This window comes from Marinovum sp. PR37, assembly GCF_028807375.1.
Lineage (GTDB): Bacteria > Pseudomonadota > Alphaproteobacteria > Rhodobacterales > Rhodobacteraceae > Marinovum > Marinovum algicola.
The window spans coordinates 1-13,642 of record NZ_JARAML010000022.1 but is presented as its reverse complement, the minus strand read 5'-3'; the positions used below and the strand labels follow the sequence as shown (position 1 = coordinate 13,642).

The 13,642-nt window shown below is 66.8% G+C and carries 17 protein-coding genes, 2 tRNA genes and 1 pseudogene; 6 read left to right on the top strand and 14 right to left on the bottom strand.

What is annotated here, in order from left to right; translation table 11 throughout:
• Positions 1-132: 132 nt before the first annotated feature.
• Positions 133-1,152 (bottom strand): RluA family pseudouridine synthase, encoded by a 1,020-nt coding sequence (locus tag PVW49_RS16940; RefSeq protein ID WP_274565275.1) that lies wholly within the window; start codon positions 1,150-1,152, stop codon positions 133-135.
• Here PVW49_RS16940 and PVW49_RS16935 point away from each other — a divergent pair.
• Entirely contained in the window at positions 1,151-1,462 is a 312-nt protein-coding gene (locus PVW49_RS16935) for a DUF6476 family protein (RefSeq protein WP_274565276.1), read from the top strand. The genes PVW49_RS16940 and PVW49_RS16935 overlap by 2 nt on opposite strands.
• Here the strand turns inward: PVW49_RS16935 and PVW49_RS16930 are convergent.
• From PVW49_RS16930 to PVW49_RS16910, 5 genes are all read right to left on the bottom strand, one after another.
• Positions 1,449-1,940: a hypothetical protein gene (locus PVW49_RS16930; RefSeq protein WP_048532186.1), complete on the bottom strand. Its 492-nt coding sequence runs from the start codon at positions 1,938-1,940 to the stop codon at positions 1,449-1,451. The two genes, PVW49_RS16935 and PVW49_RS16930, sit on opposite strands and share 14 nt — an antisense overlap.
• Complete coding sequence (locus PVW49_RS16925; RefSeq protein WP_274565278.1) at positions 1,937-2,767, bottom strand: hypothetical protein; 831 nt, start codon at positions 2,765-2,767, stop codon at positions 1,937-1,939. Before PVW49_RS16925 ends, PVW49_RS16930 begins: the two co-directional genes overlap by 4 nt.
• Positions 2,764-3,420, bottom strand: coding sequence for a cytochrome c3 family protein (locus PVW49_RS16920; RefSeq protein ID WP_074838610.1), 657 nt, complete (start codon positions 3,418-3,420; stop codon positions 2,764-2,766). Before PVW49_RS16920 ends, PVW49_RS16925 begins: the two co-directional genes overlap by 4 nt.
• 185 nt (positions 3,421-3,605) lie before the next feature.
• A tRNA-His gene (locus PVW49_RS16915) sits at positions 3,606-3,682 on the bottom strand.
• A 71-nt stretch (positions 3,683-3,753) separates the two neighbouring features.
• Positions 3,754-4,239, bottom strand: coding sequence for a GNAT family N-acetyltransferase (locus PVW49_RS16910; protein WP_074838613.1), 486 nt, complete (start codon positions 4,237-4,239; stop codon positions 3,754-3,756).
• Positions 4,240-4,309: 70 nt separating this feature from the next.
• On the opposite strand from PVW49_RS16910, the gene PVW49_RS16905 reads away from it, so the two are divergent.
• The gene (locus PVW49_RS16905) at positions 4,310-4,504 is read left to right on the top strand and encodes a DUF6324 family protein (protein WP_074838615.1); all 195 of its coding nucleotides are present in this window, start codon (positions 4,310-4,312) and stop codon (positions 4,502-4,504) included.
• A gap of 9 nt (positions 4,505-4,513) precedes the next feature.
• On the opposite strand, the gene PVW49_RS16900 is transcribed toward PVW49_RS16905, so the two are convergent.
• A complete protein-coding gene (locus tag PVW49_RS16900; protein ID WP_048532191.1) occupies positions 4,514-4,993 on the bottom strand; it encodes an MmcB family DNA repair protein in 480 nt (159 codons plus the stop codon).
• Positions 4,994-5,100: 107 nt separating this feature from the next.
• On the opposite strand from PVW49_RS16900, the pseudogene PVW49_RS16895 reads away from it, so the two are divergent.
• Both PVW49_RS16895 and PVW49_RS16890 read left to right on the top strand, forming a co-directional pair.
• Positions 5,101-6,432, top strand: a pseudogene (locus PVW49_RS16895) (hypothetical protein).
• On the top strand, positions 6,429-7,178 hold the full coding sequence (locus PVW49_RS16890) for a hypothetical protein (RefSeq protein WP_074838620.1): 750 nt from the start codon (positions 6,429-6,431) through the stop codon (positions 7,176-7,178). The pseudogene PVW49_RS16895 and the gene PVW49_RS16890 overlap by 4 nt, the downstream one beginning before the upstream one ends.
• A 455-nt stretch (positions 7,179-7,633) precedes the next feature.
• Here the strand turns inward: PVW49_RS16890 and PVW49_RS16885 are convergent, their stop codons facing one another.
• The 7 genes from PVW49_RS16885 to rlmB form a co-directional block, all read right to left on the bottom strand.
• A complete protein-coding gene (locus PVW49_RS16885; protein ID WP_338020393.1) occupies positions 7,634-7,957 on the bottom strand; it encodes a hypothetical protein in 324 nt (107 codons plus the stop codon).
• A gap of 118 nt (positions 7,958-8,075) precedes the next feature.
• Positions 8,076-8,573: a transcription antitermination factor NusB gene (gene nusB, locus PVW49_RS16880; RefSeq protein WP_274591106.1), complete on the bottom strand. Its 498-nt coding sequence runs from the start codon at positions 8,571-8,573 to the stop codon at positions 8,076-8,078.
• Positions 8,570-9,121, bottom strand: coding sequence for a 6,7-dimethyl-8-ribityllumazine synthase (locus tag PVW49_RS16875; RefSeq protein ID WP_048532195.1), 552 nt, complete (start codon positions 9,119-9,121; stop codon positions 8,570-8,572). The genes nusB and PVW49_RS16875 overlap by 4 nt, the downstream gene beginning before the upstream one ends.
• 6 nt (positions 9,122-9,127) lie before the next feature.
• Positions 9,128-10,240 carry a 3,4-dihydroxy-2-butanone-4-phosphate synthase gene (gene ribB / locus PVW49_RS16870; RefSeq protein WP_048532196.1) on the bottom strand — a complete coding sequence of 371 codons (1,113 nt, stop codon included), beginning with the start codon at positions 10,238-10,240 and terminating at the stop codon, positions 9,128-9,130.
• 81 nt (positions 10,241-10,321) lie between these two features.
• The gene (locus tag PVW49_RS16865; protein WP_274591105.1) at positions 10,322-10,954 is read right to left on the bottom strand and encodes a CDGSH iron-sulfur domain-containing protein; all 633 of its coding nucleotides are present in this window, start codon (positions 10,952-10,954) and stop codon (positions 10,322-10,324) included.
• A gap of 13 nt (positions 10,955-10,967) precedes the next feature.
• Positions 10,968-11,300, bottom strand: coding sequence for a hypothetical protein (locus PVW49_RS16860; protein ID WP_274591104.1), 333 nt, complete (start codon positions 11,298-11,300; stop codon positions 10,968-10,970).
• Positions 11,301-11,358: 58 nt separating this feature from the next.
• Complete coding sequence (gene rlmB, locus PVW49_RS16855; protein WP_274563515.1) at positions 11,359-12,141, bottom strand: 23S rRNA (guanosine(2251)-2'-O)-methyltransferase RlmB; 783 nt, start codon at positions 12,139-12,141, stop codon at positions 11,359-11,361.
• Positions 12,142-12,310: 169 nt separating this feature from the next.
• On the opposite strand from rlmB, the gene PVW49_RS16850 reads away from it, so the two are divergent.
• A tRNA-Tyr gene (locus PVW49_RS16850) sits at positions 12,311-12,394 on the top strand.
• A 266-nt stretch (positions 12,395-12,660) separates the two neighbouring features.
• Positions 12,661-13,587, top strand: a complete 927-nt coding sequence (locus PVW49_RS16845) for a 2-dehydropantoate 2-reductase (protein WP_274591103.1) — start codon at positions 12,661-12,663, stop codon at positions 13,585-13,587.
• Positions 13,588-13,642: the final 55 nt, after the last annotated feature.

Sequence of the window (13,642 nt, the reverse complement as noted above, 5' to 3'; positions counted from 1 at the left end):
CCGGATCACAGCCATGTGCACTTCACGACAAAACCTGTCATAAGACCGTGAATAATTGGTGTCCATGTGCACAAATGCACAGACCCTGCGGATCGGACCGGGGCCTTCGTGCATCATCGCATTGGAAATGTTTCAGCCGCGCAACGCGGCAAGCAGCAATTCCATGTCTTCCGGCAGCGCGGCGGTGAAGCTCAGACGCTCTTCGGTGACCGGATGGACAAATCCCAGCGTCTCGGCATGGAGCGCCTGACGGGGAAAGCCCTGCACCGCCCCCTGCCCGGCCTCGGCAAGCGCGCCCTTGGCGATCTTGCGCTTGCCGCCATAGGTGGCATCGCCGATCAGCCCATGTCCGGCATGGGCCATATGCACGCGAATCTGATGGGTCCGGCCGGTTTCCAGCCGGCATTCGAGCAGCGCCACCGCCGCCGGCGCGCCAAAGCGCTCGACCACCCGCGCCCGTGTCACCGCATGCCGGCCGCCTTCGAAACAGACCGCCTGTTTCTGACGGTCGGTGCGATGGCGGGCCAGTTGCGTGGTCACCTTCAGCACGTTGCCGGGTTCGAAGCTGATGCCGCGCAGCCCCCTGAGTCGCGGATCGGCCGCATCCGGCACGCCGAAAACCACCGCCTTGTAGGCGCGTTCGGCGGTGTGTTTCTCGAATTGCGCCGCCAGCCCATGGTGGGCGGCGTCATCCTTGGCCACCACCAGCACGCCCGAGGTGTCCTTGTCGATCCGGTGCACGATCCCCGGCCGCTTCATGCCGCCCACGCCCGAGAGCGTGTCGCCGCAATGATGCAGCAGCGCATTGACCAGCGTGCCCGAGGGCGTGCCCGGCGCCGGATGCACCACCATGCCCACCGGTTTGTTGACGACGATCAGGTGATCGTCCTCGTAAAGCACGTCAAGCGGAATGTCCTCGGGCAGGATATGGCTCTCTTCCGCCTCTTCCAGCGTGATCGCCACTTCGGCGCCCTCGGCGACCCTGGCCTTGGGATTGACCTCGACCGCGCCATCCAGCCGCACCGCCCCGCTTTCCAGAAGACGCGCCAGCCGGGTGCGCGACAGGGCCGCCACCTCTGGCACATCGCGGGCCAAGGCCTTATCAAGACGTCCGGGCGGATTGGCGCCGATGGTGAAACGGAGTTCCGGCATGGATGACCCTTCTGAAACGCAGGCGGAGCTGCCCGAACCGGCCAACCTGCGCTTTCTGCGCCTGCTGGTGACCGTGCTCACGGGCGTGATGATCGCAGGGGTCATACTGATCATCGCGCTGATTGTCATCCGCTTCCGCGATCCCGGGCCGCAGCTGCCCGAAGATCTCAGCCTGCCCGCCGGGGTGGAGGCCCAGGCGGTGACCTTCGGCACCGGCTGGGTGGCGGTGGTGACCGGCGACAACCGCATCCTGATCTTTGATCGGGTCACCGGGCGGATGACCCAGGAGGTGGAGCTCACTGATAGGTGAGCGCCACCCAGATGTGCAGCGCGACCAGCGGAATCAGCGCCGAGGACAGGGCGATGTGCATCCAGAGCCAGGCCCGGTAGAGCCAGCGGCTGCGATAGGGAATGACCTCGCGGTTCAGCAGGCCGGTGGCGGCGATGGCGACAAAGCACAGCGCCAGCGCCGAAGTCCAGGCATGGCCGAAGCGCACCGCATGCAACGCAAAGACAAGCACCAGCCCGACCCCGACCCAGCGATGCGCGGCATAATGGCGCCGGACATCGGCCGCGGTGCCGCCGGTGCGGGCGCGCAGCAGCATCCATTGATAGCCCATGCCGGTCAGCAGCAGCGTGCCGGTCACCACCTGCCAGGTCAGCGTTCCGCCCAGGGGCCAGGGCCGAAAGGCCGTGCCGGCGGTCAGCGCCGCGACGGCAAAGGCGAGCGCCAGCAACCCGAGCATCACGTAGGGCCGCCGCCGGATGCGCAACAGAACCTCGGTCATGCCCCGCCCTCGCCGCCGCTCAGGATCAGCGCGCGCATCACCGCCCCGCCCGCCCGGGCCCGGACCTCGGCCATGAAGGTCGCGCTGTCGGGCAGCACCGGCGCGCCCGCCTCGGGCCAGGCCGCGCCGATCGTCACCGGAACGGCGAAACCCGCCGCCTTGTCGAGATAGCGCTGATAGGCCTCTTCGACCGCACGGTAAAAGGCTTCGGTCACCTCGAGCGCGCTGTCGGCATTCAACGCGGCCTCGGGATAGGTCCAGGTCGTGGCCCCCATCACCGCGTCGAGCTGCCAATCCTTGCGCGGGCTGTCGGGATGGTCGTTGTGGCAGCTCACACATGGCGCGGCGCTGGCGAAATCGGGGTACATCGCCACCTGATCGCCGCGCTCCGAAGTGGAAAACACCGGCGCCTTGGTGGCGCGGACCCGGGCAAAGGCCGTCGCCTGCGGCCCGGCAAACAGATTCGAAGCGTTGATCGGCGCATCCGAGCCGAGATAGAGCCCCAGGCGCGGCGGCCTGGCCTCGATCCGCGCCGCCGTCAGCCGCAGGAACAGCGCCGGCAACGGCCCCTTGTCGACCCCCGGCTCGGCCCAGTCCTCGCCGAATTTCAGCCCCGCCTTGCCGCCGGGGCCGACGATCCGCGCCGTATAGGTCGCCCGCGCCGCATCGTTGATCGCATTTACCGCGTCGAACATCCGCGCCACCGGCAGGCTGCGCCCGGCCCCGGCGCGGCTGGCCTCGAGCGGCAGCGGCGGCGGCGCGGTGACTACCAGATAGATCGCCAGACAGGTGAAACAGCCAAATGCGACGATGATCCTGAAACTCATTCCGGCTTTGCCTCGAAATGTTTGAAGGTGCCGTAGGGCCCCGCGCCCTGATGAAAATAGGCGCGGATGGCGGCGCCGGGGATCATCGCCTGCACACGGGTCGGCGGCTCGAAGACATGGTTGCCGTGGAAATCGTGACAGCCCAGGCAGCTTTCCCATTTCTCCTCCGCGATCAGCCGGTCATGCGGGATGTTCACCGGATCCCGGGCCAGCGTCAGATCGCCATGACAGGCGCTGCAAATATCGGGCGTGGCAGACACCCGCGCCGCGTCATGCTCGGAATGGCAGCCAAGGCAGCTGTCGGCGCGGACCGCGCGCAACGCCGGTTCAAACCGCGGCTCGCGGAAACGATAGATCGGATGTCGCTCGTTCGGCCGCGCGTGGCAGGCCAGACAGTGATCGCTGGTCACCGGGCCATTGCCGAAATCGACATCGCTGTCGCGCCGCCCGATGGCAAAGGCGAAACGGGCCTGCACCTGCTGCCGCGTCGTGCCGGGGCTGGGCGTGTGACAACCCTGACAGGAGACCTCGGCATGGCCCTGCTGAATCGGCCCCTGCGCCAGCCAATGCGCCGCCGGCCCGGTCCAGAGGCCCATCGCCCCCAGAAAGGCCACCGGAATGGCCATGGTCACTGCCGACCGGCGCAACGTCATCGCGATCTCTCCAGAATGCCTTGGACCCGAAATCGCTTTTAAGTTGATTAATCACCCTTAATAATTGGTTAAGGCGGCAAAAATTTGCTCTCTTTTCGCGCCTCGCCGCTCCGCCAACCCGACGCCAGCGGCGGAGTTGGACACCTGCGCCATGCGGGGCGTCGTAACATTTGTCAGGTTGGAAATGGTACCGCCTGCCCGGTTCGAACGGGCGACCTCTTGATCCACAATCAAGCGCTCTAACCTACTGAGCTAAGGCGGCACTGGCAGGCGGAATAGCTCTGACGCGCGTCGATTGCAAGCCGTTTGCGGCGAAAAATCTGCCGAAACAGCTCACAAATCCACCTCCCAGCGCATCTCTTCCAGCTCGACGCCAAAGCTGGTGACCGGCCGGCTGTCCAGCAGGCGCCAGCCGGTGCTGGCATAAAGCGCGCAGGCCGCGGCATGGCTGCGATGGGTGGCCAGCACCATGCGGCTGTATCCCGCCTCTCGCGCGAACCCCATGCAGCGCCCTAACATCCAGCGGCCCAGGCCCCGCCCCCGCGCCTCGGGCAGCAGCAGGAACAGCCGCAGCCGCGCGGTCGTGGCATCCTCGCGGGCGCAGAGGATGCTGCCCAGCCGCGCCCCGCCCCGTTGGGCCACGAAGCCGGCTTCGCAGGCCGGCTCCATGTCGCGCAGGAAATCCGCCAGCACCTGGCCCACCAATGTCTCGAAACTGGCGTCGAATCCCTCGTCGCGGGCATAAAGCCGGCCATGCGCCCGGGTCAGCCAGTCCACATCGCCCTGCCGCAGCGCGCGCAATGTCACCTCCTGTTGCATCTCTTGCCTTTCCGCCCCGCCTCCTGTAGCCCGATCCGGCCTTGTCAGAGGCGGCCAGAAGGAGGCTATCATGGGTATCAATTCCGAACGTGACATCGAGGCCAATCTTCAGATCGGCCCAACCGACGCCGGCATGGTGCGCCTCTTCGTGAGCGCCGATGGTATCGAGATTCCGATGGATTTCGACCCCGACGAGGCACGCGAGATCGCCGAAGAGCTGACCGCCGCGGCCGCCGCCGCCGAAAAGGCCGGCAAGCGCCGCTGAGGCCCACCCTCACATCTCGATCCGCGCACCGGGATCGCGCAACGCCTGAAGCCGGCGGGCGGCATGGGTGGCAAAACACTGGATCATCTTCTTGCGCCGCGCCGGCGCAAGCCTGCTCTCTTCGCCCATGCGCAGCACCTCGGCATCATAGGCATCGGCCATGATAAGCCCGGTGCCCTCGGGCAGAAGATCGGTTGGAAAGGCCGCGTCCACCGCCCAGAAATATCGGTCGCACCATTCCAGATATCCCTGCCACTTGCGATCGGTGATGAAATCGCTGCGCGAGGATTTGCATTCGATCACCCAGAGCGCGCCCTTGGGCCCAAGCGCCATCACGTCGACCCGCAAGCCCCGGGTCACCACCAGTTCCTCGACGGTGACAAACCCCAGGCTCGCCATGTGCCGGCATACCCCGCGCGCCAGAAGCTGGCCGGGCATGAGATCTGTGGCAAGATCGGCGGTCGGGTCGGGTCTGGACGCGGTGCTCATGCGGTAAATACTGGAACATAAGGCGAACGTTGACAATCCCCTGCCGCCCCGCCGTTGCCAAATCCACCGGCCCTCATATTTTCAATCCTGCAACCGTCGAGGACAGAATGGCCAAAGAGACCGAATTGACCGAAGCGCAGGCGCGCGGCGTGCGCCATGCGCGCGAATTGCAGGGCCATCTCGGCTGGCTCGACACCTTTTCCGGCACCGCGCTCGGCGTGCTGGCGGTGGCCTCGGGGATCTACACCTATCTCGGGGTCTCCTCGCTGCTGGATGAGAACGGCGCCATGTCGGTCTTTGCCGCCATTGCCTATTCGGTCGCGGTCTCGGTCGGCATCTTTGTCTTCTGGTCCTACATGATGCGGCTGTTTCCTGCGGTGCGCACCGCCCAGGCCCGCGTCGGCCTGCTGGCCGCCATGGGGTTGGGCTCGCTGGCCATCGTCGCCATGTCATCCTGGCTCAATGCCGCCGCGCTGGCCGGCTCTGCGGCCGTCGAACAGCACCTGGCCGAAACCGTGCAACGCTATCAGACTTCGCTCGAACGGGCGCATGAGGTGGCGCTCACCGGCCAGGCGCTGGAGCGCGATGTCTCCCGGGTGCGCCAGGGCTTCGAGGATCTCTCGGAACAGGAGGCGACCGGCAATCTCTCGGGGCTGGCGGGGCGCGGGGCGGTGTTCCGCGTGCTGCGGCAGAAATCCGAAGAGCTGGCCGCGCTCGAGGCGCAGATCGCCGCCCAGACCCCGCGGGTCGAGACCGCCTTCACCCAGGGCAACGCCCTGCTCAGCCGGATGCGCGCCCTGACGGTCGAGCCGGGCGCGGTCGAACCCCGGTCGGTGGAATTCTCCGAACTGGCGGTCGAACTGCAAGGGCTGATCACCCAGCTGCGCCAGCTCTCGGTGGCACCGCTGGTGGAACGCGCGGCGCAGGATCTCGCGGCCTCTGTCGTGCTGCCCGAGCTGGATGGCGCCACCGAGCAGAACCGCGGCGATCAGGCCGCCACCATCACCTCGGTGCTCGACGTGCTGGTCCGCCGCGCCGCCACACTGGAAAACGCCGCCCGCGATGTCCGCACCCTCGCGCCGCCGCCCGAGGTCTCTTATGCGCCGATCTCCTCGGCCGACGCGGTGATCCTCTATGCCGGCAATTTCGTGCCCTCCTAGGCGGGGGCGATTGCCATCGACCTGCTGCCGGCGGTGCTGGTCTTCATCCTCGCCATCACCCAGGCGGCGATTCGCGCCGGCCGCGACGGTGCCGGGGTCGAGGACACGATGACCCTGGCCGAGCTGCGCGCCGCCCTGGCCGCCCTGCGCGATGTCGAAACCGCCATGCGCCAAGTGCCCGAGACCCCGGCAGAGCCCCCCGCAGCCGACAGCGAGCCCCAGCCCGAGACCGGCAAGGACGGCGGCAAGGTCCACCCGCTGACCGGCAAATCCACATGAGCGCCGGCAGCGCCATTGCCCGCATCCTCACCGGCGTGCTGGTGTTTCAGGTCGGCATCGGCGTGCTGCTGGTGGTGGGCGATGTGCAGCGCGGCGGGCTGCGGCTGCCGAAACTCTGGACCGACACGCCGCGGCTGTCCGAACCGGTGCGACCGGGCGACCAGCGCCGGGTCTTCGATCCGGGCCGCGACCGCCCGGCGACACAGCCCCTGCGGGATCCCGGCACCCTTCCGGACCGCCTTGTTCTCACCCCCGCCGAAGGCGGCACCTGGCGGCTCGAAGGCACCATTGCCGAGGGCGACGCAAGCCGCATCATCGACCAGCTCGAGAGCGCCGAGCCGGCGCCGGAGCGGCTGATTCTGCAATCCCCCGGCGGCGCCGTGGCCGAGGCGCTGACTCTCGGCCGCCACCTGCGCGCCAGGGGGATCGAGACGCAGATGCTGGCAGGCGAATTCTGTTACTCTGCCTGCCCCTATCTGTTGGCCGGCGGCAGCAGCCGCGTGATCGACGCCACGGCCTCGGTCGGGGTCCATCAGCACTACTTCGGCGAAAGCTCCCTGCTGCCCGCCTTTGTCGCGGTGGAAGACATCCAGCGCGGTCAGGGCGAGGTCATGGGCTATCTGGCAGAGATGGGCATCGACCCGCTGGTGATGCGCCATGCGCTGGCCACGCCGCCGGATGAAATCTACCTGCTCCTGCCCGAGGAGCTTGACCGCTACAAGTTCCGCAGCGCCTCCGACGGCTAGGACAGCGCCTGATCTTCTTCTGTTTTCAAGCCCCCTCGGAGATGTCGCCACAGGCGGCAGGGGCCGCGCCTCCGCCCGTTCGCCGCAGCCGGGCCGGGATTTCTTTCCCGCCCCCCTTGCCGCCGCGCCACGGAGCCCCTATCTGGCGTGAAGGCGGGTGCTGCCCTTCTCGTGTACGGTTGCATTCCGGTGGCCTTAAGCAATTCCGAGGGAGCTGGCTCTGTCCTGGTCCTGGCCTGGTTACCTGGCGCCCACCTGTATATACAGGTCCTCGGGAATGAGATAACCCCACGGTCGCGTTTGCGGGCCCGCCGTTTTCCACCAGATCGCCGCCCCTGGCGGCTTCCCTGCCGTCACGGCACGAAAACAATCACGGCAAAAACGTCATGGCATGAAAAAAGGCGCGCAACGCCTGCGCACCTTCACGAAAAGCCGGGCACCACGCGGCCCCGACGTCAGATCCTGCGGCGCGGCTTCGCGACCGGCACCCGCACCGGGGCATATTCGCGTACCGGCGCGCGCAGGCCCCCGCCGGGGGTGTCGTCATCGTCATCGCCCATTGTCGAAATGCCGAATTGCACCCCGGCGAAAACGATGCCGTTAACCACCCAGAGCAGGAACACGGCAAGGATACCCAGAGGCGACGTGGCGACCAGATGCGCGAGATTGGCGATGTTGAAACCCAGCAGCATGACCACGAAGACCGCCGAGGCCAGGAACCCGATCAAGACGTGCTTGAAATACTGACGGACAAGTTTCGGCAATTGCGGCTCTCGCATCGAAATCCCCTCTCCCGGCGCCCCAAGGAATGTGGCGCTTGCCGTACAGCATACAGGATATCACGCCAAAGCGATATGAAAAGCCGCTGCGACATCACGTCATCCGGCGTTTTTTCGCTCAGAATGCCTCGGGGCGGGCCTCGCGCGCCATGTGATCGAGCACCGCGTTGACGAACTGCGGTTCGCGGCCCTCGGGAAAGAAGGCGCCGGACACGTCGACGAACTCCTTGATCACCACCCGCGGCGGCGCCTCGCCCTCGACAAGCTCGGCGCCGGCGGCGCGGAACAACGCCCGCAGCACCGGGTCGATTCGCGCAATCGGCCATTTCGCCACCAGCGCCCGGTCGGTCATCTGGTCGATCCTGGCCTGATGGTTGACCGCCTCCGCCACCAGCTGGCCGAACAGGCCGACATCGCCCTCGACCATCTCGTCGCCCTCGTAGACCGCGCCAAAGCGGTGTTCGACAAACTCATGCGTCACCGAAGGCACGGATTGGCCACGCGCCTCCATCTGAAACAGCGCCTGCACGGCATAAAGCCGGGCGGCGGATTTCATCTTGCGCTTCTGATTGCCTGACAGCGCCTTGGGGGCGGAGGCTTCGGTCTCGTCACTCATGCGGTCGGGGTGCTCTTCATGTCGGCGGCTATCTGGTATTCGTCTCGCGCCGGGCGGAATCCCACACCGTCACGCGAAGCGCCCCATTTACGGCTGAGTGCCACCAGATGCAAGGCCGCCGCAGCCGCCCCGCCGCCTTTGTTGCCGCGGTCCGGATCGGCCCGAACCTCGGCCTGGGTCATGTTTTCCACCGTGAGGATGGCATTGCCGATGCAAAGCCCCTGAAGCCCCAGCAGGGTGATCCCGCGCGAGCTGTCGTTGCACACCGTTTCATAATGAGTGGTCTCGCCGCGGATCACGCAGCCCAGCGCCACATAGCCGTCGAAGTTACTCATCCGCTCGGCGATGCCGATCGCCGAGGGCACCTCGAGCGCGCCGGGCACCTCGATCAGCTCCCAGGTGCCGCCCGAGGCTTCGATCTCGGCCTTGGCGCCGGCCACCAGATTGTCGGCGATGGCCTTGTAATAGGGCGCCACCACAATGAGGATCTTCACCGGCTTGTCGAATTCGGCGCGCGGCAGGATGTAGTGGGTCTCGGCTTCGGCCATCTCTTGTTACTCCGTGATCGGGCGGGTGCCCACGATTTCAAGCCCATAGGCGTCGAGGCCGACATAACGCGTCGCCTCGTGGTCGCTCAGCAGGATCAGCTTCGACAGACCCATGGTCGAGAGGATCTGGCTGCCCAGACCGATCTCGCGCACTGTCTTGGGCCCCTCCTCGGCCTCTTCGCGAATGACCCGCGCCTGCGGATTGCGGAACAGGCAGACAACGCCCCTGCCCTCGCGCGCGATGATCTCCATCGCCTTGCGCAGCTCGCCGGAATTGCCGATCCCCAGCACGTCCTGCAAGGCCGAAAGCGCATGGGTCCGCACCAGCACCGGCTCGGGCGAGGTCACGTCGCCCTTGGTCAGCACCACATGCTCGACACCTTCGGTGACGTCGGTAAAGACCCGCAGCACCCAGTCGCCGCCGAAGGCCGAGACCACTTCCTGTGTCGCGGTTTCCTTGACCAGATTGTCATGCCGCCGCCGATAGGCGATCAGATCGGAAATTGTGCCGATCTTCAGCCCGTGTTTCTGGGCAAAGGACACAAGTTCCGGCAGCCGCGCCATGGTGCCGTCCTCGTTCATGATCTCGCAGATCACTGCCGAGGGGTTGAGACCGGCCAGCCGGCTGACATCGACCGAGGCCTCGGTATGGCCGGCCCGCACCAGCACGCCGCCATCACGCGCGCGCAACGGAAAGACATGGCCCGGCGACGAGATATCCGAGGCGGTCGAGCTGCCATCGATGGCCACCGCCACCGTGAGCGCCCGGTCATGCGCCGAAATCCCGGTGCTGACGCCTTCGCGCGCCTCGATCGACACCGTAAAGGGCGTCTCGGTGCGCGAGGAATTGTTGGTCACCATCGGCGGCAGGCCCAGCGCATCGACCCGCTCGCCCGGCAGGGTCAGGCAGATCAGCCCGCGGCCATTGGTGGCCATGAAATTGATCGCATCCGGCGTCGCCATCTGCGCGGGGATCACCAGATCGCCCTCGTTCTCGCGGTCTTCGTGATCGACAAGGATGAACATCCGGCCGTTGCGGGCCTCGTTGATGATCTCCTCGACCGGAGAGATCGCCTCGCTCCAGTTCTCTTCGACCGGCCCCGGGGTCACATATTCCATGGCACGCCTCCTGAATTCTGCCGCTCGGGATAAAGGAGGCCGCGCGAATTGGAAAGACCATCCCGCCGCCGTCCCATCGCGTCAGACCGGATCCGCGGTAAAGCCGGCCTCCTTGTGACTTCCGTCACAGAAAGGCTTGTTGCCGGACTGGCCGCAGCGGCAGAGAAAGAGCCGGCCCGCCTGTTTCACCCGCCGGCCGGTGCCGGTGGTCACCTCGGCCGGGCCGACCAGCACCAGCGGCCCGTTCTCGCGGCAGGTGATCTTCAGCGGCCCGGGCGCCTGCGCCTCGCCTTCGGCCTCCGCCGGCTCGCCCGTGGCCTGGAACCCGCCCTTGACGTGGCTGTGATCGCAGAACGGCTTGGTCGCGGAGAGCCCGCAGCGGCAGAGCGTGGCGCGCTGCATCCGGTCCTCGCCCATCTGCAAATCTCCGGCCAGAGCCAGCGGCCCGTTTTCCCAGACAGCGACGCGATTGATCGCCGGCGGCGTCTCGTCGCGGCCGCCATCGCGGCGGGCATAGGTCAAGGCGCCGGAGGGACAGGTGCGGATCATCGCCGCGATGTCCTCGGCCGGGGCGGCATCGGGGTCGACCCAGGGCCGGCGCGGCGGGTCGAAGACCTGCGGCAGCTTGAGATAGCAATTGCGCGCGTGGATGCAGCGCGACATGTCGAAAGAGATGGCGATGTCCTTACCGTCGTAAGTCCTGGCTTTCCCCATGTTGTCCTCCCGGTCAGTCGAAAATATCCTCGATCACGTCGAAGGCCTCTTCCAGAAACCAGCTTACGCCGCGTTTCTTTTTCTTCTTCTTGCGCTTGTAGCTGTCGTCGCGCTTCATCTCCCAGAGCGGATTGGGCGTCGCGGACTTGCGTTTGCCGGCCTTCGGCGTCCTGGAGACTTTCGCCTGTCTGGGCACTTCGGCGCGGGGGCCGGGCATCATCTTGAGGTCATGCAGCGGCGCGCCGCAGCCCTGACAGCTCAGCTCGTGCCGCGTCTTGCCGGTCAGGATCAGCGCGGCGCGGGTGCCGCAATAACAACATGTGGCGATCTTTGTGCCCTGCGGCATCGCATCCTCCGTGATGTGTGCCCTCCAACCTAAGCACGGCACCGCGAATTGAAAGCCTTCAGCCGCGGCTCAGGCTGGCATAAAGCGCCACGGCGGCAGCATTGGAGACATTGAGCGAACCGAAGGCGCCGGCGAAATCGATCCGGACTAGCGCGTCGCAGGTCTCGCGCGTGCGTTCACGCAGCCCCGGCCCCTCGGCGCCCAGCACCAGCGCCACCGGCCGGTCGGCGCGGCCCTCGAGCGCCTGTTCGATGGTCTGCTCGGCCTCGCCGGCCAGTCCGAGGACGATATAGCCCATCTCCTGCAATGCGAGGATCGTATCGGCGAGGTTGCGCACCCTGAGATAGGGCTGCCGCTCCAGCGCGCCGCTGGCGGTCTTGGCCAGCGCACCGGTCTCGGGCGCACTGTGGTGGCGCGGGGCGATCACCGCGCGGGCGCCAAACACCTCGGCCGAGCGCAGGATGGCGCCCACGTTGTGCGGATCGGTCACCCGGTCGAGCAGCAAGAGCCGCTGCGCCCCCGGCCCGTCGGCCAGCGCCACATCCTCGAGCGAGCCCCAGGCCAGTGGCTTGACCTCGAGCGCCGCGCCCTGGTGCACCGATTGCGGATCGATCGGGGCCGGGAACTTGCGCGGATCGGCCTCTTCCGGGGTCAGGCCGCTGGCGGCGATGGCCGCGTCCAGCTTGGCCGCGGCATTGCGCGTCACGATCAGCCGCAGCTTCTCGCGGGCCGGATTTTCCAGCGCATCGCGCACCGCATGGATGCCAAAGAGCCAGACGGTTTCAGCCGCCGCCGCCCGTTTGGCCTGTTCCTTTTCGACAACCCACTTGGGCTTTTTCATCGCAATCCCCTTCGCCTCTGGCGACAATGGCCGCCCGCGCCCCATGGCGCAACCCGCCGCCCCTTACCGGGCGCAATTGCCCCCCGCAAGAAAAGATGCGGACCGGCAAATTTTCCCGGATTTCCGGCTTGACCTCCCCCGGCCCCATCATTAATCAGCCCCACACAGTGGGCGACAGGCCGCAAGGTGTGGCAGGGGACTGTAACTCCCTCGCGGAGACGCACGCTTGGTTCGATTCCAAGGTCGCCCACCACTTCTCCAGAAACATGACCCGCCCTTCGGCACAGCCTGCGCGGATGGATACCGATCGATCCCCCGGATCGATCCCGCGTTCCCTGGCATGTGGCAGCGGCCACCTGCGGTTCCCTCGCGGAGACGCACGCTTGGTTCGATTCCAAGGTCGCCCACCACTTCTCCAGAACCATCACCCGCCCTCCGGCACAGCCTGCGCCGGCCTGTTTCCGCTCGGTTTTCCGCCATCTGCTGTTATGCTTCCCGCAAGATACGGAGGATCAGGCATTGAAGATCGCGGTGATGGGCGCAGGCGCGCTGGGGGGCTATTTCGGCGGACGGCTGGCGCAGGCCGGCCATGAGGTGACATTGATCGCACGGGGCGCGCATCTCGACGCGCTGCGCCGCAACGGTCTGACCATCCGTAGCCCCAAGGGCGACGCGCATCTGCCCGGGATCGGCGCCAGCGGCGATCCGGCCGAGGTCGGGCCGGTCGATACGGTGCTGTTCATGGTCAAGAACATCGACGTCGAACCGGCGGCCGAGGCGATCCGCCCGATGCTGACGCCGGAAACCGCCGTCGTGACCTGCCAGAACGGTATCACCGCCTGGGAACGTCTGGCAGCCGCGATCGGCGCGCAACACGTCATCCCCGGCGTCGCCCGCATTCCCGGCCATATTGCCAAGCCCGGGGTCATCGCCCATACCGCGCCGTTCGACATGCTGACCTTTGGCGAGGCCGGCGGCGGCATCAGCCCGCGCTGCGAAATGCTGGCCGAGGCGCTGACCGAGGCCGGAACCACCCCGGTGCTGCACGAAAACATCCTGATCGATCTCTGGACCAAGTTCTGCGGCCAGAGCACCATGGCCTCGATGACCACGCTGACCGGGCTCGACATGGGGCCGCTGCGTGCCACCGCCGAGAGCCGGGCGCTGTTTCGCGCCGCTGTCGAAGAGGCGGTCGCCGTGGCCCGCGCGGTGCGCCCCGACATGCCGGCGGACACGGCCGAGACGGTCTGGGGCTTCCTCGAGGGGCTGCCCGATCACATGCATGCCTCGATGCTCGACGATCTGCGCAATGGCAAGCCGCTGGAACATGAGTATCTGAGCGGCGATCTGGTGCGGGCCGGCGCAAGTCACGGCGTGCCGACCCCGATCCACAGCGTGCTCTACGCGGCGCTGAAACCGATTGCCGAGGCGCAGATGTCCGGTTGAATGCCGGCGCGGTCACCCGTCTTTATCGATGATCCACTTGACGGCGGGGTCGGGC